17 protein-coding genes and 1 riboswitch are annotated in these 18,613 nt (G+C 73.1%); of the genes, 11 read left to right on the top strand and 6 right to left on the bottom strand.

The window, feature by feature from the left end; all coding sequences use genetic code 11:
- Positions 1-59: 59 nt before the first annotated feature.
- The 6 genes from shc to AB0C73_RS10990 all read left to right on the top strand — a co-directional run bounded on the left by shc (position 60) and on the right by AB0C73_RS10990 (position 6,145).
- Positions 60-2,111: a squalene--hopene cyclase gene (gene shc, locus AB0C73_RS11015; protein ID WP_362527397.1), complete on the top strand. Its 2,052-nt coding sequence runs from the start codon at positions 60-62 to the stop codon at positions 2,109-2,111.
- Positions 2,111-2,782, top strand: coding sequence for a 1-hydroxy-2-methyl-2-butenyl 4-diphosphate reductase (locus tag AB0C73_RS11010; protein WP_362527395.1), 672 nt, complete (start codon positions 2,111-2,113; stop codon positions 2,780-2,782). Before shc ends, AB0C73_RS11010 begins: the two co-directional genes overlap by 1 nt.
- 7 nt (positions 2,783-2,789) lie before the next feature.
- A complete protein-coding gene (gene hpnH, locus AB0C73_RS11005) occupies positions 2,790-3,809 on the top strand; it encodes an adenosyl-hopene transferase HpnH (RefSeq protein ID WP_362527393.1) in 1,020 nt (339 codons plus the stop codon).
- A 6-nt stretch (positions 3,810-3,815) separates the two neighbouring features.
- On the top strand, positions 3,816-5,261 hold the full coding sequence (locus AB0C73_RS11000) for an aspartate aminotransferase family protein (RefSeq protein WP_362527390.1): 1,446 nt from the start codon (positions 3,816-3,818) through the stop codon (positions 5,259-5,261).
- Between the two features lie 100 nt (positions 5,262-5,361).
- Positions 5,362-5,961 (top strand): helix-turn-helix domain-containing protein, encoded by a 600-nt coding sequence (locus AB0C73_RS10995; RefSeq protein ID WP_362527387.1) that lies wholly within the window; start codon positions 5,362-5,364, stop codon positions 5,959-5,961.
- A 31-nt stretch (positions 5,962-5,992) separates the two neighbouring features.
- Entirely contained in the window at positions 5,993-6,145 is a 153-nt protein-coding gene (locus AB0C73_RS10990) for a DUF6126 family protein (RefSeq protein ID WP_362527385.1), read from the top strand.
- Here AB0C73_RS10990 and AB0C73_RS10985 read toward each other — a convergent pair whose 3' ends face one another.
- Positions 6,146-6,943: a tyrosine-protein phosphatase gene (locus AB0C73_RS10985; protein ID WP_362527383.1), complete on the bottom strand. Its 798-nt coding sequence runs from the start codon at positions 6,941-6,943 to the stop codon at positions 6,146-6,148.
- A 340-nt stretch (positions 6,944-7,283) separates the two neighbouring features.
- Positions 7,284-7,472: riboswitch (cyclic di-AMP (ydaO/yuaA leader) on the top strand.
- 4 nt (positions 7,473-7,476) lie between these two features.
- Between AB0C73_RS10985 and AB0C73_RS10980 the strand changes: the two genes are divergently transcribed.
- Together AB0C73_RS10980 and AB0C73_RS10975 are read left to right on the top strand one after the other, a co-directional pair.
- On the top strand, positions 7,477-8,454 hold the full coding sequence (locus tag AB0C73_RS10980; RefSeq protein ID WP_362527381.1) for a LysM peptidoglycan-binding domain-containing M23 family metallopeptidase: 978 nt from the start codon (positions 7,477-7,479) through the stop codon (positions 8,452-8,454).
- A 174-nt stretch (positions 8,455-8,628) separates the two neighbouring features.
- Positions 8,629-9,423 (top strand): SGNH/GDSL hydrolase family protein, encoded by a 795-nt coding sequence (locus AB0C73_RS10975; protein WP_362527378.1) that lies wholly within the window; start codon positions 8,629-8,631, stop codon positions 9,421-9,423.
- On the opposite strand, the gene AB0C73_RS10970 is transcribed toward AB0C73_RS10975, so the two are convergent.
- From AB0C73_RS10970 to AB0C73_RS10950, 5 genes are all read right to left on the bottom strand, one after another.
- Positions 9,420-10,280 (bottom strand): STM4011 family radical SAM protein, encoded by an 861-nt coding sequence (locus AB0C73_RS10970; RefSeq protein WP_362527376.1) that lies wholly within the window; start codon positions 10,278-10,280, stop codon positions 9,420-9,422. The two genes, AB0C73_RS10975 and AB0C73_RS10970, sit on opposite strands and share 4 nt — an antisense overlap.
- 13 nt (positions 10,281-10,293) lie before the next feature.
- A complete protein-coding gene (locus tag AB0C73_RS10965; RefSeq protein WP_362527374.1) occupies positions 10,294-11,634 on the bottom strand; it encodes an STM4012 family radical SAM protein in 1,341 nt (446 codons plus the stop codon).
- Positions 11,631-12,464 carry an STM4013/SEN3800 family hydrolase gene (locus AB0C73_RS10960; protein WP_362528018.1) on the bottom strand — a complete coding sequence of 278 codons (834 nt, stop codon included), beginning with the start codon at positions 12,462-12,464 and terminating at the stop codon, positions 11,631-11,633. The genes AB0C73_RS10965 and AB0C73_RS10960 overlap by 4 nt, the downstream gene beginning before the upstream one ends.
- Before the next feature lie 35 nt (positions 12,465-12,499).
- Positions 12,500-13,606 carry an STM4014 family protein gene (locus AB0C73_RS10955; RefSeq protein WP_362528015.1) on the bottom strand — a complete coding sequence of 369 codons (1,107 nt, stop codon included), beginning with the start codon at positions 13,604-13,606 and terminating at the stop codon, positions 12,500-12,502.
- Between the two features lie 113 nt (positions 13,607-13,719).
- On the bottom strand, positions 13,720-14,685 hold the full coding sequence (locus AB0C73_RS10950) for an STM4015 family protein (protein WP_362527372.1): 966 nt from the start codon (positions 14,683-14,685) through the stop codon (positions 13,720-13,722).
- 294 nt (positions 14,686-14,979) lie between these two features.
- On the opposite strand from AB0C73_RS10950, the gene AB0C73_RS10945 reads away from it, so the two are divergent.
- The 3 genes from AB0C73_RS10945 (at position 14,980) to AB0C73_RS10935 (ending at position 18,501) form a co-directional block, all read left to right on the top strand.
- On the top strand, positions 14,980-15,795 hold the full coding sequence (locus tag AB0C73_RS10945; protein ID WP_362527370.1) for an SIMPL domain-containing protein: 816 nt from the start codon (positions 14,980-14,982) through the stop codon (positions 15,793-15,795).
- 272 nt (positions 15,796-16,067) lie between these two features.
- Positions 16,068-17,267, top strand: coding sequence for an MBL fold metallo-hydrolase (locus AB0C73_RS10940; protein WP_362527368.1), 1,200 nt, complete (start codon positions 16,068-16,070; stop codon positions 17,265-17,267).
- Between the two features lie 112 nt (positions 17,268-17,379).
- Complete coding sequence (locus AB0C73_RS10935) at positions 17,380-18,501, top strand: substrate-binding domain-containing protein (protein ID WP_362527366.1); 1,122 nt, start codon at positions 17,380-17,382, stop codon at positions 18,499-18,501.
- Positions 18,502-18,613: the final 112 nt, after the last annotated feature.

The following is an 18,613-nucleotide window of genomic DNA, read 5'->3' as shown; positions in this document are numbered from 1 at the left end:
GGCAGACCCGAAGAAGCAGAAAGTACGCGCCAGTACACCACCTGCACGAAGGGGAAGCCATGACAGCGACGACCGACGGAAACGCCGGGGCCATGGGACCCCGAGCGGCCGCGGCCAGCACCACCACGACCACCGCCACCACGACCGGCACCACCGCGCCCGCCTTCTCGCCGGGCGCTCTCGACGAGGCGGCCGCCCGCGCGGCGGAACGATCCGTCGCCCACCTCCTCGGCCGCCAGGACCCCGAGGGCTGGTGGAAGGGCGATCTGGAGACCAACGTCACCATGGACGCCGAGGACCTCCTGCTGCGCCGGTTCCTGGGCATCCTCGACCCGGACACCGCCGGAGCCTCCGCCCGCCACATCCGCGGCGAGCAGCGCGAGGACGGCACCTGGGCCACCTTCCACGGCGGGCCCGGCGAGCTCTCCGCCACCATCGAGGCCTATGTCGCCCTGCGGCTCGCCGGGGACGCCCCCGAGGACCCGCACATGGCCCGCGCCTCGGCCTGGGTCCGCGAGCAGGGCGGCATCGCCCGGGCCCGCGTCTTCACCCGCATCTGGCTGGCCCTGTTCGGCTGGTGGCGCTGGGAGGACCTGCCGGAACTGCCGCCCGAGCTGGTCTTCCTGCCGAGCTGGTTCCCGCTCAACATCTACGACTTCGGCTGCTGGGCCCGGCAGACGATCGTGCCGCTCACGGTCGTCTCCGCCAAGCGGCCGGTGCGGCCCGCGCCCTTCCCGCTCGACGAGCTGCACACCGACCCGGCCCGGCCCAACCCCGTCAAGCCCCTCGCCCCGGCGGCGAGTTGGGACGGCTTCTTCCAGCGCGTCGACAGGGGGCTGCACCTCTACCGCAAGGTCGCCCCGCGCCGGCTGCGGAAGACCGCGATGAACGTCGCCGCCCGCTGGATCGTCGAGCGGCAGGAGAACGACGGCTGCTGGGGCGGGATCCAGCCGCCCGCCGTCTACTCGGTGATCGCGCTCCATCTGCTCGGCTACGACCTCGAACACCCCGTGATGCGCGCCGGGTTGGAGTCCCTCGACCGCTTCGCCGTATGGCGCAGGGAGGGGCCCGCCGGGCCCGACGGGCAGTCAGGTGCCCCGGTCCGGATGATCGAGGCCTGTCAGTCCCCGGTCTGGGACACCTGCCTCGCCACCATCGCGCTCGCCGACGCGGGCGTACGGCCCGACCATCCGGCCCTGGTCAAGGCCGTCGACTGGATGCTCGGCGAGGAGATCGTCCGCACCGGCGACTGGGCCGTGCGCCGGCCCGGACTCCCGCCGGGCGGCTGGGCGTTCGAGTTCCACAACGACACCTACCCGGACATCGACGACACCGCCGAGGTGATCCTCGCGCTGCGCCGGGTGAAGCACCCCGAGCCGGACCGGGTGGAGGCGGCCGTACGCCGCGGTGCCCGGTGGACCGCCGGCATGCAGTCGAAGAACGGCGCCTGGGGCGCCTTCGACGCCGACAACACCAGCGCCTTCCCCAACCGGCTGCCCTTCTGCGACTTCGGCGAGGTCATCGACCCGCCCTCGGCCGATGTCACCGCCCATGTCGTGGAGATGCTCGCCTGGGAGGGCCGGGCGGACCACCCGCGCGTCCGCCGCGGCATCGAGTGGCTGCTCGCCGAACAGGAGCCCAGTGGTGCCTGGTTCGGCCGCTGGGGCGTCAACTACATCTACGGCACGGGCTCCGTGGTGCCCGCCCTCACCGCCGCCGGGGTCTCCCGCGGCCACCCCGCGATCCGGCGGGCCGCCGGCTGGCTGCGGTCCGTGCAGAACGAGGACGGCGGCTGGGGCGAGGACCTGCGCTCGTACAAGGAACGGCAGTGGATCGGCCACGGCGCCTCCACCGCCTCGCAGACCGCCTGGGCGCTGATCGCCCTGCTCGCGGCCGGCGAACGCGACTCCGAGGCCGTCCGGCGCGGCGTCGCCTGGCTCGCCGGGACCCAGCGCGAGGACGGCTCCTGGGACGAGCCGTACTTCACCGGCACCGGGTTCCCCTGGGACTTCTCCATCAACTACCACCTCTACCGCCAGGTCTTCCCGCTCACCGCGCTCGGCCGCTACGTGAACGGGGAGCCCGCACTGCCCGGCCGGGAGGCCCGCTGATGGACCGGGACCAGGGCCGGGACCAGGACCCGGCCGCCGGGGCCGCCGTACCGCCGCTGGTCGTCGCCTGCGCGCTCGGCATCGAGAAGCTGGCGCTGCGCAGCGGCGACCGCGGCGGCGCGCCCGCGCCCGTCACAGTCGTGCGCACCGGGATGGGCCCGGCGCACGCCCGGCGGGCCGTCGCGCGCACCCTCGGCCGGGAAGCCTGGCGGGACGCCGCCGTCATCGCCTCCGGCTTCTGCGCGGGCCTCGCCCCCGGCATGCACCCCGGCGACATCGTCGTCGCCGAGGAGACCCGCGGCCCCGACGGCACCACCCCCTGCGCCGGCACCGATCTGCTCGTGAAGGCGCTTGCCAGGGCGCTGCCCGGCCGCACCGTCCACACCGGCCCGCTGACCGGCTCCGACCACGTCGTACGCGGTCCCGAGCGGGCCGCGCTGCGGGCCGGCGGCGCGATCGCCGTCGACATGGAGTCCGCCGCCACCCTGAGCACCGCCCTGGCCGCCGGAGACCGCCCGGTTGCGGCCGTCCGGGTGGTCGTGGACGCCCCAGAACATGAACTGGTCCGGATCGGCACGGTACGCGGGGGAATATCGGCCTTCCGTGTCCTGCGTGCGGTCCTACCCGCATTCTTCGAATGGCACCGTTCTTTGCTGCTCCCCAGGAGGTGAACGAGTTATGGCCATGCCGCTCCGTCAGTCCATCCGGGTCGGGACCTATCTCTTCGAACAGAAGCTCCGCAAGCGGGACAAGTTCCCGCTGATCGTCGAGCTCGAACCGCTCTTCGCCTGCAACCTCAAGTGCGAGGGCTGCGGCAAGATCCAGCACCCGGCCGGCGTCCTCAAGCAGCGCATGCCGGTGGCCCAGGCGGTCGGCGCCGTCCTGGAGTCCGGGGCGCCGATGGTCTCGATCGCCGGCGGCGAGCCGCTGATGCACCCTCAGATCGACGAGATCGCACGCCAGCTGGTGGCCAAGCGCAAGTACGTCTTCCTCTGCACCAACGCCATGCTGCTGCGCAAGAACCTGCACAAGTTCACGCCCTCCCCGTATTTCGCGTTCGCCGTGCACATCGACGGGCTGCGTGAGCGACACGACGAATCGGTGGCCAAGGAGGGGGTGTTCGACGAGGCGGTCGCGGCGATCAAGGAGGCCAAGCGGCGCGGTTTCCGGGTCACCACCAATTCCACCTTCTTCAACACCGACACCCCGCAGACCGTCATCGAGGTGCTCAATTTCCTCAACGACGACCTGCAGGTCGACGAAATGATGATCTCGCCCGCCTATGCCTACGAGAAGGCTCCCGACCAGGAACACTTCCTGGGGGTCGAGCAGACCAGGGAGCTCTTCAAGAAGGCCTTCGCGGGTGGAAACCGGCGCCGCTGGCGTCTGAACCATTCGCCGCTCTTCCTGGACTTCCTCGAAGGCAAGGCCGATTTCCCCTGCACCGCGTGGGCGATCCCCAACTACTCGCTCTTCGGGTGGCAGCGCCCCTGCTATCTGATGAGCGACGGCTACGTCCCGACGTACCGCGAACTCATCGAGGAGACGGACTGGGACAAGTACGGCCGCGGCCGGGACCCGCGCTGCGCCAACTGCATGGCGCACTGCGGCTACGAGCCCACCGCCGTCCTCGCCACCATGGGCTCGCTCAAGGAGTCGCTCCGCGCGGTGCGCGAGACCGTCAACGGAAACGGGTGACGCACGATGACGGGTGACCCGGCCACGACGGGGGAGTCCGGACCCCGCACGACGGGGGAGTCCGGCCCCCGCGGCACGTTCGACCTGCGGGCACTGCTCGCCGAGCGCGGTGGCGAGCGCTACGAGCTGCACGCCCGCCACCTCAACCACCAGCTCCCGCGCATGCTGCACACCATCGGCTTCGACAAGGTCTACGAGCGGGCCGAGGGCGCCCACTTCTGGGACGCCGACGGCAACGACCACCTCGACATGCTCGCCGGCTTCGGCGTCATGGGCCTGGGCCGGCACCACCCCGTCGTCCGGCAGGCGCTGCACGACGTGCTCGACGCGCAGCTCGCCGACCTCACCCGCTTCGACTGCCCGCCGCTGCCCGGACTCCTCGCCGAGCGGCTGCTCGCGCACAGCCCGCACCTCGACCGGGTCTTCTTCGGCAACAGCGGCACCGAGGCCGTCGAGACCGCCCTCAAGTTCGCCCGGTACGCCACCGGCCGGCCGAGGATCGTCTACTGCGCGCACGCCTTCCACGGCCTCACCACCGGCTCCCTCTCCGTCAACGGCGAGGACGGCTTCCGGGACGGCTTCGCGCCGCTCCTCCCGGACACCCCGATCGCGCTCGGCGACCTCGACGCCCTGGAGCGGGAGCTGCGCAAGGGCGACGTGGCCGCTTTCATCGTCGAGCCGATCCAGGGCAAGGGCGTGCACGAGGCCCCGCCCGGCTTCCTGCGCGCCGCCCAGGACCTCCTGCACCGGCACGGCGCGCTGCTGATCGCCGACGAGGTGCAGACCGGCCTCGGCCGGACCGGCGACTTCTACGCGTACCAGCACGAGGAGGGCGTCGAGCCGGACCTGGTCTGCGTCGCCAAGGCCCTCTCCGGCGGCTATGTGCCGGTGAGCGCCACCCTCGGCAAGGACTGGATCTTCAAGAAGGTCTACTCCTCGATGGACCGGGTCCTGGTCCACTCCGCCAGCTTCGGCGGGAACGCCCAGGCCATGGCCGCCGGGCTCGCGGTGCTCTCGGTGATGGAGTCCGAGGACACCGTGGCGCGGGTGCGCCGGGTGGGCGAGCTGCTCGCCTCGCGCCTGCGCGAGCTCGTCCCGCGCTACGAGCTCCTCAAGGAGATCCGGGGCCGCGGGCTGATGATCGGGATCGAGTTCGGCCGCCCGTCCTCGCTGGGCCTGCGCAGCCGCTGGACGATGCTCCAGGCGGCCCGCAAGGGACTCTTCGCCCAGATGGTCGTGGTGCCGCTGCTCCAGCGCCACCACATCCTGACCCAGGTGTCGGGGGACCACCTGGAGGTGATCAAGCTGATCCCGCCGCTGATCATCGACGAGGCGGACATCGACCGCTTCGTGACCGCCTTCACGGCGGTGATGGACGACGCCCACGGGGGCGGCGGACTGATGTGGGACTTCGGGAAGACACTGGTCAAGCAGGCGGTCGCGCAGCGGTAGCGGGCTTACGGGCCGGCCCGCCGGAGGCCCGGCTCCATCGGGGTTTTGCCTCTGGGGCAAGAAAGTTGCCTCAGAGGCACAAGCCTGGCGCAATGGACGCATGGACCACGTCACCGACGTCGTACCGGACGTCGCCCCCCAGCTGCGGGCCCTGCGCCGGCGGCGCGGGCTCACCCTGGAGGCGGCCGCCCAGCGGGCCGGGCTCTCGCCGGCGCATCTGTCGCGCCTGGAGACGGGGAACCGGCAGCCCTCGCTGCCGATGCTGCTCGCCCTCGCCCGAATCTACGGTACGACGGTCTCCGAGCTGCTCGGCGAGGCGCCGCCGGAGCGCGACCCGGTCGTCCGGGCCGGGCGCTCCGAGCCGGTCGAGGCCGACGGCTGGATCTACCGGCAGGCCGGCGGCGCGGGCCGGGCCATGCAGGCGCTGCGGGTCCACATCCCGTACGCGACCCGGGCCGACATCGTGCGCGTCCATCCCGGCGAGGAGTGGCTGCACGTCCTGGAGGGGCAGGTCCGGCTCGCCCTCGGCGACACCGTGCACCTCCTCGACCCCGGGGACAGCGCGCACTACGACTCGCTCACCCCGCACCGGATCGGCGCGGCCGGACAGGCCGGCGCCGAGGTGCTCTTCGTCCACACGCTCATGCAGAGCCCCGCCGCCGACCTGTGCCTCGGCGACGGCACCCCGCACGGCCGCTGACCCTCAGCGCTGACCACCAGAAAGGGCTGACATGTCCGAGAAGTCCCTAGATGTCACCGGCGAGGAACGCGGCGACGGCAAGTTCCCCAAGGGCCTGGTGCTCCGGCTCTTCGCGTACCTGATCGCCGGCCACCTCTTCGCCGGGTTCCTCTACCTGCTCTTCACGCTGGGCGGCGCGAAGTAGCTACGCCGTCGTGAGCAGCCGCGCGCGCAGCCGCTCCCGGGTCTCCGGGGCGAGCGTCAGGCCCTCCGCCAGATAGGCCTCGACCGAGCCCCAGGTCTCCTCGATGGTCCCGAAGGCGGCCCGCAGATACTCCACCCGCGCGTCGAACAGCGGCGCGAGCAGCTCCATCACCTCGGGCGACATGCCGTCCGGGGCGGTGGAGCTGCGCTGCACCTTGTAGCGGCGGTGCGGGGCGTTGGACTTCACGTAGTCCGCCTCGATCGCCTCGCGCTCCACGCCGACCGCGAGCAGCGATATGGCGATGGCGAGACCGGCCCGGTCCTTGCCGGCCGCGCAGTGCATCAGGGCGGGGACGCTGTCCTCGGCCATCTCGTGCAGGATCCGGCTGTGCTCGGCGGTCCGCGCGACAATCATCTTCCGGTACGAATCGGACATCCGGGCCGCCGCCTTGCCGTCGCCCAGGATCCCCCGCAGCTGCGCCAGGTCCCCGTCGCGGACGAGCTTCCAGAACTCCTTGCCGTCGGCCGGGTCGTTGAGCGGAATGTTCACGTTCCGTACGCCCGGGAGTTCCACGTCCGCGCCCTCGATGCGCCGGTCCGCCTCGTTGCGGAAGTCGAAGACCGTGTGCAGCTCCAGGGTGGTGAGGAAGGCCGCGTCCTCGGGCGTGGCGTGCGCCAGGTGACCGCTGCGGAAAAGCCGCCCGGGGCGCACGGACCGGCCGTCCACGGTCGGCAGTCCGCCCAGGTCGCGGAAGTTGCGTACGCCGGTGAGTTCGGGCTCGGTCGTCGCTCGCGTCACGGTTGCTCCTGCTCTTGAGATCGGTTCCTGGCGCAATCATCATCGCGGGCGGGCCCCAGGGACACCCCATCGGGATGGAATGGGCGATCTGTCCGTATTGAGTGATTGGGTATAAGGCGCCCTGGTTGCAGGGGAGATGGGCTCGCGGGCGTGAGCAGCGTCATAAACATGACGGACCGTGCCTGATCGTCTTTTCCAAATTCCCCTCGGCAAAGGGGGATCGAGAGACCGTCATCCACGGAGGGTGACCGGAATTCCGGGCGGATATCAAGGAATTCGAGATCGAGTGGAACCGGTGGCTTGTTCCCGTCGTCCCCGCTCGTCTAGCGTCGCGCTCACTCCGGACGGACCGCCGAATCCTGCCGCCGACCGGAATCCGCACTCACCCGTGAACGGCAGGAGCGGGGGACCCAGGTAAGACGCCGGCCCCTTCGAAGAAGGACGGCTCGGGGTGAAGTCGTGCGACCGCGCGACCGGACATCTCCCGTCCGAACCCGACAGCTCACCTCGCAGGCGACGGAGAGGAAACCGTCATGCCCGCGAAGGGTAAGCACCGCCGTACCAAGGCCAACCCGATCACCCGCGGGTTCGTGGCCGCCGGCGCCGGAGGCGCCGTCGTCGCCCTCCCGCTGATCGGCGCCACCGGCGCGCACGCCGCCGAGCAGGCCGCCCCGGCCGCCCGCCAGGCCGTCGCCGCCGTCGCGCCCGCCGCCGTCACCCCCGCCAAGGCCCCGGCCGCCGCGGGCACCAGCTACACCGTCGTGCGCGGCGACTACCTGTCGAAGATCGCCACCGAGCACCACCTGGCCGGCGGCTGGCAGAAGCTGTACCGCGACAACCGCCAGGTCGTCGGCGGGAACCCCTCGCTGATCCTCCCCGGCATGAAGCTCACCCTCGGCGCCAAGAACCCCGCCAAGGCCGCTCCCGCCAAGGCCGCCCCGGCCGCCCCGGCTCCCAAGGCCGCCGCGCCGAAGAGCTCCGCCAAGAACGGTGACACCGCGCCCTCCCGCGCCTCCCGCGGCAGCGAGCGCGCCTCGGCCCCGGCCGCCGCGAGCTCCTCTTCCTCCTCTTCGGCCTCGTCCTCCTCGGCCGGCGCCACCACCTCCTCCGGCTGGGTCGCCCCCGTCAGCGGCGGCATCTCCACCCCGTACCGCGCCTCCGGCTCCATGTGGTCCTCCGGCTACCACACCGGTGTCGACTTCATCGCCTCCACCGGCACCACCGTCCACGCGGTCGGCCCCGGCGTCGTGTACTCCGCCGGCTGGGGCGGCGCCTACGGCAACCAGGTCGTCATCAAGCACGCCGACGGCACCTACTCCCAGTACGCCCACCTCTCCTCGCTGTCCGTCTCCGCCGGCCAGACCGTGAGCGGCGGCCAGCAGATCGGCCTCTCCGGCGCCACCGGCAACGTCACCGGCCCGCACCTGCACTTCGAGATGCGCACCGGGCCGGACTACGGTTCCGACATCGACCCGCTGGCCGTCCTGCGCCAGCACGGCGTGAGCATCTGACGGGCGTCCGACGTCACGTCGGCAGCCTCCCGACACCCCGTGGCCCGGCATGCACATGCCGGGCCACCGGCGTATTCCGGCTTGGCGGAATCTTTAGCGGTGGCATATGTCACCCTGCGTCAACCCCTCCTTACGGTCGCGTAGGTCACACAGGGCGGGGAAAGATGTGGTCCCGTGGCAGACGATTCGAGATCTACAGACAAGAACGCATTCGGGTCGTACGCGGCGATCGGCGACAGCTTCACCGAGGGCGTCGGAGACCCCGGCCCCGACGGGACGTATGTCGGCTGGGCGGACCGCTTCGCGGTCCTGCTCGCCGACGAGCTGCCGGAGCAGGACGGCTTCCGGTACGCCAACCTCGCCGTACGGGGGCGCCTTCTCGACCAGATCGTCGCGGAGCAGGTCCCGCGGGCGAAGGAACTCGCCCCCGACCTCGTGACCTTCTGCGCCGGCGGCAACGACATCATCCGCCCCGGCACCGACCCCGACGACGTGGCCGAGCGCTTCGAGCGCGCCGTGGCCGACCTCACCTCGGCCGTCGGCACCGTCATGGTGACGACCGGCTTCGACACCCGTGACGTGACCCTGCTCAAGCACCTGCGCGGCAAGATCGCCACGTACAACGGGCACGTACGGGCCATCGCCGACCGGTACGACTGCCCGGTGCTCGACCTGTGGTCGCTGAAGTCCGTCCAGGACCGGCGGGCCTGGGACGACGACCGGCTCCACCTCTCGCCCGAGGGCCACACCCGGGTCGCGCTGCGCGCCGCCCAGGTCCTCGGCATGGCGGTGCCGGCCGACCCGGAGCAGGCATGGCCCCCGGAGCCGCCGCGCGGCACCCTGGAGGTCCGCAAGGACGACATCCACTGGGCCAAGGAGTACCTGGTCCCGTGGATCGGGCGCCGACTGCGCGGCGAGAGCTCCGGCGACCACGTCGAGGCGAAGCGCCCCGACCTGATGCCGCTCTAGGGCGTGTGCGCCGCGATGTGCGCCGGGACGCGTTCCAGGACGCCCCCGGCGAACACGTCGTACAACGGCAGCGTCTCCAGGTGGACGTAGCCGATGTGGCAGTCGCACACGGCCAGCGGGCACGGCCGGGGCCGCAGCGCCGCCCGGTACGAGCCGTCGTAGAGGTTGCCGAGCTCGGCCTTCACGAAGTGGCAGCGCCGTACCGTCCCGTCGCCGTCCACCGAGACCACCGACTCGCCGGTGCGGCACGGCAGCCCCGCCGAGGGGTGCGGATGCCGGCTGTACGGGAAGAGCGGGTCGAGCGCCGTCCAGTCCGCGGCCTCCGCGTCCGTGTACGTGTGGCCCTCGGCCGCGTTCACCCACAGGTACACCTGCTCCGGCAGTTCCGCGCGCAGCCGCCGGGCGTGCTCCCGGTGCTCGGGCAGCCCGACGATCCCCACGCTGAAGCGCACCCCGCGCGCCGCGAGCTCCCGGCACTTGCCGAGGAAGCGCTCGTACGGCGTCTGGCCCGGGTGGTAGGTGCACCACAGGGCCACCGTGTCCAGGTCGGCCTCGGCCAGCCACTCGGTGCGGCAGCTCAGATTGGTCTGGATCGCCACCCGCTCCACGTGCGGGAGGCGCGACAGCTCGACCAGCGTCCGCCGGTACCAGGACCGCACCAGACCCTCGCCCCACGGCGTGAACAGGATCCGCAGCCGGTCGCCGGTCTGCCCGGCGGCCCACCCGGCGAAGCGCCCGAGCGCGGCCCGGTCGGCCCGCAGCCGCTCCGGGCTGTCCCGCCGCTTGGCGAAGGGGCAGTAGGGACAGTCGTAGTCGCAGGAGGCGAGCGGCCCCCGGTAGAGCAGGGTCAGATCCATGGCCGCTGCCCCCCTACTTGGCCTCGTACGCGGCCATGGCCGCCCGTACCGCCGGCGAGAACAGCTCGGGGCCGAGGGCGTCCGAGTGCGCCAGGCCCTCCGGGGACAGCCGCAGCAGCCCGGCCGGGGCGCCGGCGTCCAGCCAGCCGCGCTCCTCGTACCGGGCCAGCTCGTCCCCGAAATGGGCGAACGGCGAGTCGCCGAACCGGGCCGCGTACTCCGCGAGCGGCATCCCGGCGGCCTGGAGCAGCGACTGCAGCAGATGCCGGCGGCGCGCCTCGCCGTCGTCGACCGGGCGGCCCACCTCGGCCCGCGAGAAGTCGGCGGTCTCGGTGTAGGCGTCGATGATCGAGCGGATCTCGCGCATCTCCACCGCGTAGTCGAAGGAGTAGTGCAGCCGCGAGGTGTACGAGCGGGCGCCGCAGCCCAGGCCGATCATGCCGTCCGTCTGGCAGGCGTGGTCGTCGGGGCCGAGCGCGGGCGCGTCCGCGCGCCGGAACATGCGCATCGACACCTGCTCGTAGCCGTGCGCGAGGAGGTGGTCGCGGCCGTACCGGTAGAGCCGCAGCCGCCGCTCGTCCCACGCGCGGTCGCTCTCGGCCGGGCCCTTGCGGCCGAGGCCGGTGAGCGGCCGGACGTACAGCGGATAGAGATACAGCTCCTCGGGCCGCCAGGCGAGGGCGGCGTCCAGGGAACGGCGCCAGGACCGCTCGGTCTGCCCGTCGATGCCGTAGATCAGGTCGATGTTGAGGACCGGGACACCGGTGTCGCGGATCCGGCCGAGGGCCGCCTCGACGTCCGCCCGGCGCTGCGGCCGCACCGCCGCCCTGGCCTCCGACTCGACGAAGCTCTGCACGCCGATGCTCAGGCGCGTCGCGCCGCGCTCGGCGAGCACGGCGAGCCGGTCGGCGGTCGCGGTGGCCGGCGAGGTCTCCACGGACAGCGGCACCGCCCGCAGGTCCACGCCGGTGCGCCGCTCGGCGATGTCGCACAGCCGGTCCAGCTCGGCGGCGCTGAGGAAGGTGGGCGTGCCGCCGCCGAACGCGGCCGTGGCGAACCGCACCGGCGCCGTGTCGCCGAGCGCTTCGCGCACGGCCGTGGCCTGCCGGTCGAGCGCGTCGAGGTAGCGGGTGGTCAGCTCGTCCGGGGCGCCGATCCGGGTGAAGAGATTGCAGAAGCCGCAGCGGACCTCGCAGAAGGGTATGTGCGCGTACAGGGACAGCGCGTCCTTCGGCTCGTCCGCCCACAGTCCGGCGAGCGCGGGCCGGTCGGGCAGCGGGCGGTAGGCCGTCTTGTGCGGATAGGCGTAGACGTAACCGGTGTACGGGCGGACCGTCTCGGTCGTGGTGCTCACGCGGCCGACTCCTTCTCGTCCCGACCCGGGGCGGGCAGCACGAACTGCGCGTACGGCACCGTCCACACGCTCTCGTGACCGAGCCGGTGCCCGGTGAAGCCGTCGTCGCCGTAGGCCGTGCCGTGGTCGGAGCAGACGATGGTGAAGCAGGCGCGCCGGCTGCTCATCGCCGCGAACAGGCGCCCGATGTGCCGGTCCACGTACTCCAGGGCGGCGGCGTGGGTCTCCCGGGAGTCGCCGGCCTCACGGGTCGCGCCCTCCCGATGGAACCAGTTGGGCTGGTGCAGCGCCGAGACGTTGACGAAGAGGAAGAGCCGGCGGTCCCGGGGGAGCCCGGCCACGACCTCCTCGGCCCTGGCCACCTGGGACGCGAAGGAGGTCGGCGAGGCCACCCCGAAGGACGGCTCCCAGTGGCTCTCCTGGAACAGGCCGGGCAGCACCGTGCCGAGCGGCGGCTGCTTGTTGAAGAAGCCGACCCCGCCGATGCACACCGTGCGATAGCCCTCGTGCGCGAGCGCCGACACCAGGTCGGGCGTGTCGTGGAAGACATACGTGCCGTCGGCGGTGGTCTCACTGCCCGCGAACCGGGCCGCGAACAGCCGCGGGTGCGGCCCGGGTGTCGCCGGGGTCGGCAGGAAGCCCGCGAACAGCGCCTGGTGGGAGGCGTAGGTGAAGCTGCCCGGCGCGTGCCGCCGCTCCCAGGCCCCGCCCGGCAGATGCCGGGCCAGGTTCGGTATGCGGCCCTCCGCGGCGAGCTCGGCGGCCACGTCGAAGCGCAGGGTGTCGAGGGTGACGAGGAGCAGGTCGTGGCTGCCGACGATCTCGTTCATGTCGAGCGTGGGGCCGGGGTCTGCGGTCGGGGTGTTCACGGCGTGCTGGTTCCTGTGGTGCTCGGAGTGGTGACAGTCGTTCGGGTACGAGTGCGGGTACGGGTACGGGTACGGAGCAGGGCGGCGACCTGGGCGGCGTAGGTGTCCAGGCCCTCGGCGGCGCCGCCCGGCAGTCCGGTGAGGCCGGGCAGCAGGTCGCCGAACGCGTTGACCTCGCCGACCGAGAAGCGCCGCCAGCCGGCGGCGGGCAGCAGGTCGACGCCCACGCACCGGGTGCCGGGGAAGGCGGCCGCGGCCCGCTCGCAGACGTCGAGCGCGTCGGCGAACCGGCCGCCGGCCGCGACGGTCGCCGCCCGGATGGCGGCCAGGTCGCCGCGGGCGCCGCCCAGATGCAGGTTGGTCAGGGGGGAGCGGCTGGTGCGGACCACCGCGTGGGTGGCCCGGCCGTCGACCACCACGACCCGCAGGTCGGCGGCCCGGCCGTCGAGCGCGGCCTTCGGTATCCAGCGTTCGATGTGCAGCCCGTCCGGGGCCAGGGCGTCCACCAGGGCGGCGACCTCGGCCTCCGTACCGTAGCGGCGCACCCGCAGCGAGTTGAACAGACGCCCGTCCGCGGCCCGTTCCACCGAGGTGGTGGCCTGGGCCCGGCCGCCGCCCGCCGTCTCCACGGCGAGGACGCCCGAGGCGGACGACCCGTGGGCGGGCTTCACGAACACCCGGGCCAGTCCCGCGTCGGCCATCAGCGCCCGCACGTCCGCCCAGCCCCGTACGGGCGGCGCGCCGGAGCCCGAGGTGGGGGAGTCCGGCACGGGGACGCCGGCCGCCCGCAGCCGCCCGTGGGTCAGCCGCTTGTCGAACAGGACGGGCGTCTCGGCCGGGTCGTCCACCAGGACCGCCCCGGCCGCCGCCACCCGCGCGGCGAGCTCCGGCAGGGCGTCGGTGAACCGCTCGTACCAGCGCCGCGAACCCTCCACCCGGGTCGGGTCCTCCTCGCCGCGCAGCAGCAGGTCCACCTCCGGGTCCTCCCCGGGGGTGTCCACCCGGACGGTCTCGCCGGCGTGGAAGACCGCCGTGCCGCGCAGCACGTCGAGCCACGGCACCACCCGCGCCGCGGGCAGCCCGGCGGCCGCCACCGCGTCCAGGAAGAACCGGACCCGGCGGCTCCCGGCGTTGCCGACGACGGCGAGGCGGAGGTCCGATTCGAGGTCCGAGCGGAGGCCCGAAGGGAGGCCCGAGCGGAGGTCCGCGGCGGAGGTCACTCGCCGACCGCGGTGTAGCGGTAGAGCCGGCCGTCGTACTCGTCCGGGACCTGCCGGTCGCTCACGTCCACGTCGACGCCGTGCGGCGCGAGGGCGTCCGCGACCCGCTCGGCGGTCTCCTCGGACAGGTAGTGGTGCGACAGGTCGAGCCGCCTCAGATGGGTGAGCGGCTGCCCCGCGAGCAGCGCCTCGGCGCCCTTGTCGGTCAGCTCGCCCATCGACAGGTCCAGTTCCTCGACGCGCGCGACGACGGGGGCGTTCGCGACGGCGGCCGCCACGTCGTCCTGGGTCTCGCTGTTGCGCAGTCCCAGATACCGCAGCGCGGGCAGCCGGGTGCCGGCCAGGATCGGCTCCAGGTCCGCGGGCGTGCAGTCGTTGCCGTAGTCCTGGCGGCCGAGCCACAGCTCCAGGTGCTCCAGGGCAGGGAAGTCGCAGGCACCGATGTCCCGGACCACGGCGGCCGGCAGACCGCCGCTCTGCACGACGAGCCGGCGCAGGCCCTCGTGTCGCAGCGGCGGGAACGCGAGTCCGCTGGCACCGCGCACGGCGAGGGTGCGCAGCCCGGGGTAGGCGGCGAGCAGCGGGGTGACGTCGGACTGGATGATCCAGGAGATCTCGCAGTCCTCGGACAGCATGTCGCCGAGGAACACCGCCTCCAGGGCGGGCAGTCGGTCCTTGGCCGCGACCAGCGCCTCGACGATGGCGGCCGAGGAGTTCTCGTACGCCTCGTCCCAGCCGCCGACGACGACGGCCCGGACCTTCGTGGTGTCCACGGTGTCGAGGAAGCGCGGGAAGAGCTGCTCCCACTCCTCGTCCTCCGGCTCGCTGTACGTCGGCGCGGAGAGCCGCCAGGCCACCGAGGCGGGATCGGGCAGCGAGGCCGCCTGGGCCTCCCCGCCGGGAGCGGGGAACTCGAACACGGGCAGGTCGTGGAACACCCGCAGGTAATTCCCGATGGTCATGAACGCTCCAGACACCAGAGGGGCCGCCGGACGGCGTGGACGGCGATGTCAGAAGTTCTACCAAGCGGCACTGACAACGCCCGTACCGGGCCGGGGGCGTGGGCGGCGACGGGCTGCCGCGGCGGCCCGTCGCCCTCCCCGAGCCGCTCAGGCCCTGGTACGGAGAGGTGAAGGACGCCGTCGTACGGTCGTGGCGCGGGGGCGGGGCGGGCGACTGCTGGTGGGATGTGCGCGGCCGGAACGCCGACATCCGGCCAGGCCGTGAACTCGGAACCACCCGCGAAGGGAACCTCCATGACACCCCGTCACCCACACGACCTGCCCGCGAGACCGACAGCGGCAGCGCGAGCGACACTCCTCGCCGGAACGATTCGCGCCCTCGCCGTCGGCGCCGCCCTCGGCGGCGTGCTGTTCGGTGCCGCGGCCCCCGCGACCGCCGCCGCGCCGGGTGCGGTCGCCCCGCCGGCCGCCGTACGGGCCGCGGAGCCGGGCACCGTGACGGTCACCGGCAGCGGGCGGGCCGCCGCCGCGCCCGACCTGGCGGTGATCTCGGTCGCCGTCGAGGCCGGCCGCAAGACCGCGAAGGAGGCCATGGGCGCCCAGAACACGGCGTCGAAGGCCCTGGTCGCCGCGCTGCACGCCCAGGGCGTCGCCGACCGTGACATCCGCACCGAGAACCTGTCCCTCACCCCCGTCTACACCCAGACCGCCGGGGGAGAGAGCAAGGTCACCGGCTACCAGGCCGGGCAGATCTTCTCCGTCAAGGTCCGCGACATCGACCGCACCGGTCAGGTCATCGGCGCCGCCAACGACGCCACCGGCGACGCGGGCCGGGTGAACGGCGTCGTCTTCGACGTCTCCGACCCCACCGCGCTGCGCGCCACCGCCCGTGAGGCCGCCCACCGCGACGCCCACGACAAGGCCGCCCAGCACGCCGAGCTCAGCGGCCGGCGGCTCGGGCGCCTCGTCTCGCTCACCGAGGGCGAGAGCGTCCGCCCGGCGCAGGGCGCGGCCCCGGCCGCCTCCGCCGACGGCGGCGCGAGCGTGCCGCTCGCACCGGGCGAGATCGAGGAGCACGTGACGGTCACGGCGGTGTACGAGCTCCTCTGAGGCTGTGCGGCGCCGTGCTGTGCCGTGCGGCGCCGTTCCGCTCCGGTCCTGCCGGCCCGGCCACGGTCCCGCTCCGGTCCTGCCGGTCCCGCCGGCCCGGCCACGGTCCCGATCCGGCCCGGCCCGGCCCGTGTCCCGCACGGGCCGCGGGCATCGTGGCGGGCGGGATAAGCGGGACCGCCGCGCCCGGCACATGACAAACACCTGATCGCCACGGCGCCGGAACCGGCGGTCCGCCCATAATGAAGGGACCCCCAACCTCAGGAGGCCCTGTGACCCGCACTGGCTCCGACCCCTCGCTCCGGGCCCGGCTGCGCGCGCTGCGCCCCGCGGCCTTCGGCGCCGACCCGAGCGGAGAGCGGCTGGAGCGCATCCGCCGCTCCCCCAACTTCGCCGACGGGGTCTTCCAGAACCCGGAGCAGGCCAGGACCCGGCCGTCAGGCTCGACCCTGGAGTTCGCCAAGATCTACTTCGAGGCGGAGGCACGGGCGCACCGGGCCCCGCACGCCCGCATCCCCGTGCACCCGACCACGATCGCCGACCTGGCCAAGCCGCCGGCCACCGGCCTGCGCCTCACCTGGATGGGCCACTCCAGCGTCCTCGCCGAGATCGACGGGCGCCGGGTGCTCTTCGACCCGGTCTGGGGCGAGCGCTGCTCGCCCTTCGCCTTCGTCGGGCCCAAGCGCCTGCACCCGGTCCCCGCGCCGCTCGCCGCGCTCGGCCCGGTCGACGTCGTGGTGATCTCCCACGACCACTACGACCACCTCGACCTCCCGACGATCAAGGCCCTGGCCGGTACCGACACCCTCTTCACGGTCCCGCTCGGCGTCGGCGCCCACCTGGAGCACTGGGGCGTGTCCCCGGCGCAGCTGCGCGAGCTGGACTGGAACGAGTCCACCGAGGTCGGCGACCTGCGCCTGACCGCCACCCCGGCCCGCCACTTCTGCGGCCGCGGCCTGCGCAACCAGCAGCACACCCTGTGGGCCTCCTGGGCCGTCGAGGGCCCGGAGCACCGGATCTACCACAGCGGCGACACCGGCTACTTCTCCGGCTTCCAGGACATCGGCGCCGCCCACGGCCCCTTCGACGCCACCATGATCCAGATCGGCGCCTACTCCGAGTACTGGCCCGACATCCACATGACCCCCGCCGAGGGCCTGCGCGCCCACCTCGACCTCCAGGGCGGCCGCCCGCACGGTGTGCTGCTGCCGATCCACTGGGGCACCTTCAATCTGGCGCCGCACCCGTGGGCGGAGCCGGGGGAGTGGACCAGGGACGAGGCGGAGGAGGCCGGCCAGACGGCGGCGTTCCCTCGTCCCGGCGACCCGTTCGAGCCCGCGGGCAAGCTGCCCGAGGACCCGTGGTGGCGCGGGGTGTCCCGTCCCCTCGCCCGCCCGTGGCGCCGCCCCCGGCCGGTGGAAGCTCCGGCGGAGGCGCCCAGGCGCGATCTCGACCTCGCGGGAGACCGCTGACGGCGGGGGAAGGGGAGGATGACTTCAAAGAGGCCGTGCGCCGGACCGCACCCCGCTTGCGCCCCGGGCGGCCGGACGGGTCAGCGATCGAGCTCTGTGAACGGGGGAGTGGATGGAAGCCCGACCGCAGTCCGCACGCGAGCTGAAGTTCCGGCGACTCGCCGCCGAGCTGCGACGGAGGGTTCTCGACGGGACCTGGCCCCAGGGCAGCAAGCTGCCCACCGAGCAGGCGCTGGCCGCCGAGACAGGGCTTTCGGTGACCACGGTCCGGCGGGCCTACGAAGTGCTGGTCGAGCAGCGGCTGATCGAGCGGCGCCAGGGCGCCGGGACCTTCGCCGCGGTACGGCCGGGCGAAGGCCGTTCCCCCGGCCGGGTGGTGGGGGTCCTGGTGCCGACGACATCGTTGTACTACCCACGGGTGCTCCAGGGCGTCGAGATGACGCTGGCGGCGGCCGGTGCGCGTATGGTGCTCGCCTGCTCGCAGTACGACCGGGCCGTCGAACGCGAAGCGGTCGAACGTCTCGTGGGGTCCGGCGTCGACGGGCTCCTTCTGGTGCCCCTCCTGCACGAGTTGGCCGATCCGCTCGAGCGCGCCGCCGAGTTGATGCGGCTGCCCGTGCCCGTGATGCTGATGGAGCGCCGGCTTGCCGCGGCCGGGTCACGTGATACCACCGAGCATGTGTGCACGGATCACGAGAGCGGTGCCTATGACGCCGTGCGGCACCTGTACGACCTCGGGCACCGCAGGATCGCTCTGCTGCTGCGCGGCGACGGTCCGCACGCCGCGGCGATCACGAGCGGCTTCGACGAGGCGGTGGCGGAGCTGGGTCTGCCGGAGACCGTTCCCGTCAGCGAGTCCAGGGACGACTGGGATGCCGAGCAGGCCGACATGGCCGTCGACATGATCAGGGCCGACGGGGCGACCGCCGCACTGTGCTTCGGCGACCGGGAGGCCGCACTGCTGCTCGGGGCCGCACGCCGGGCCCGCGTGCGGGTGCCCGAGGACCTCGCCCTGATCAGTTACGACAACGAGTTCGCGGACGTGGCCGAGATACCGCTCACCGCTGTCTCCCCGCCGAAGCACCGCCTGGGACGGCTCGCCGCGGAGCTCCTGCTGCAGCGGCTCGCCGACGACGGAACCGGTCCCGTGCACCAGGTGCGGTTGCGGCCGAGGCTGGTGGTGCGGGCATCCTGCGGCGGCGCGTCTCCCTGGTCGTCGCGCAGTTCTCGTTGATTCCTCTCTTTCCCCCTCAGCAGCATGGGCCGCCGTCCCCAGGGAATCACGGAGGAACTCCCCATGCCCCGAAGAGCACGACCACGCATACCCCGAAGGCTTGCCGCGGCGG

This window comes from Streptomyces sp. NPDC048623 (assembly GCF_040650755.1).
In the GTDB taxonomy this organism is placed as follows: Bacteria; Actinomycetota; Actinomycetes; order Streptomycetales; family Streptomycetaceae; genus Streptomyces.
This window is presented reverse-complemented; position numbering and strand designations above follow the sequence as displayed.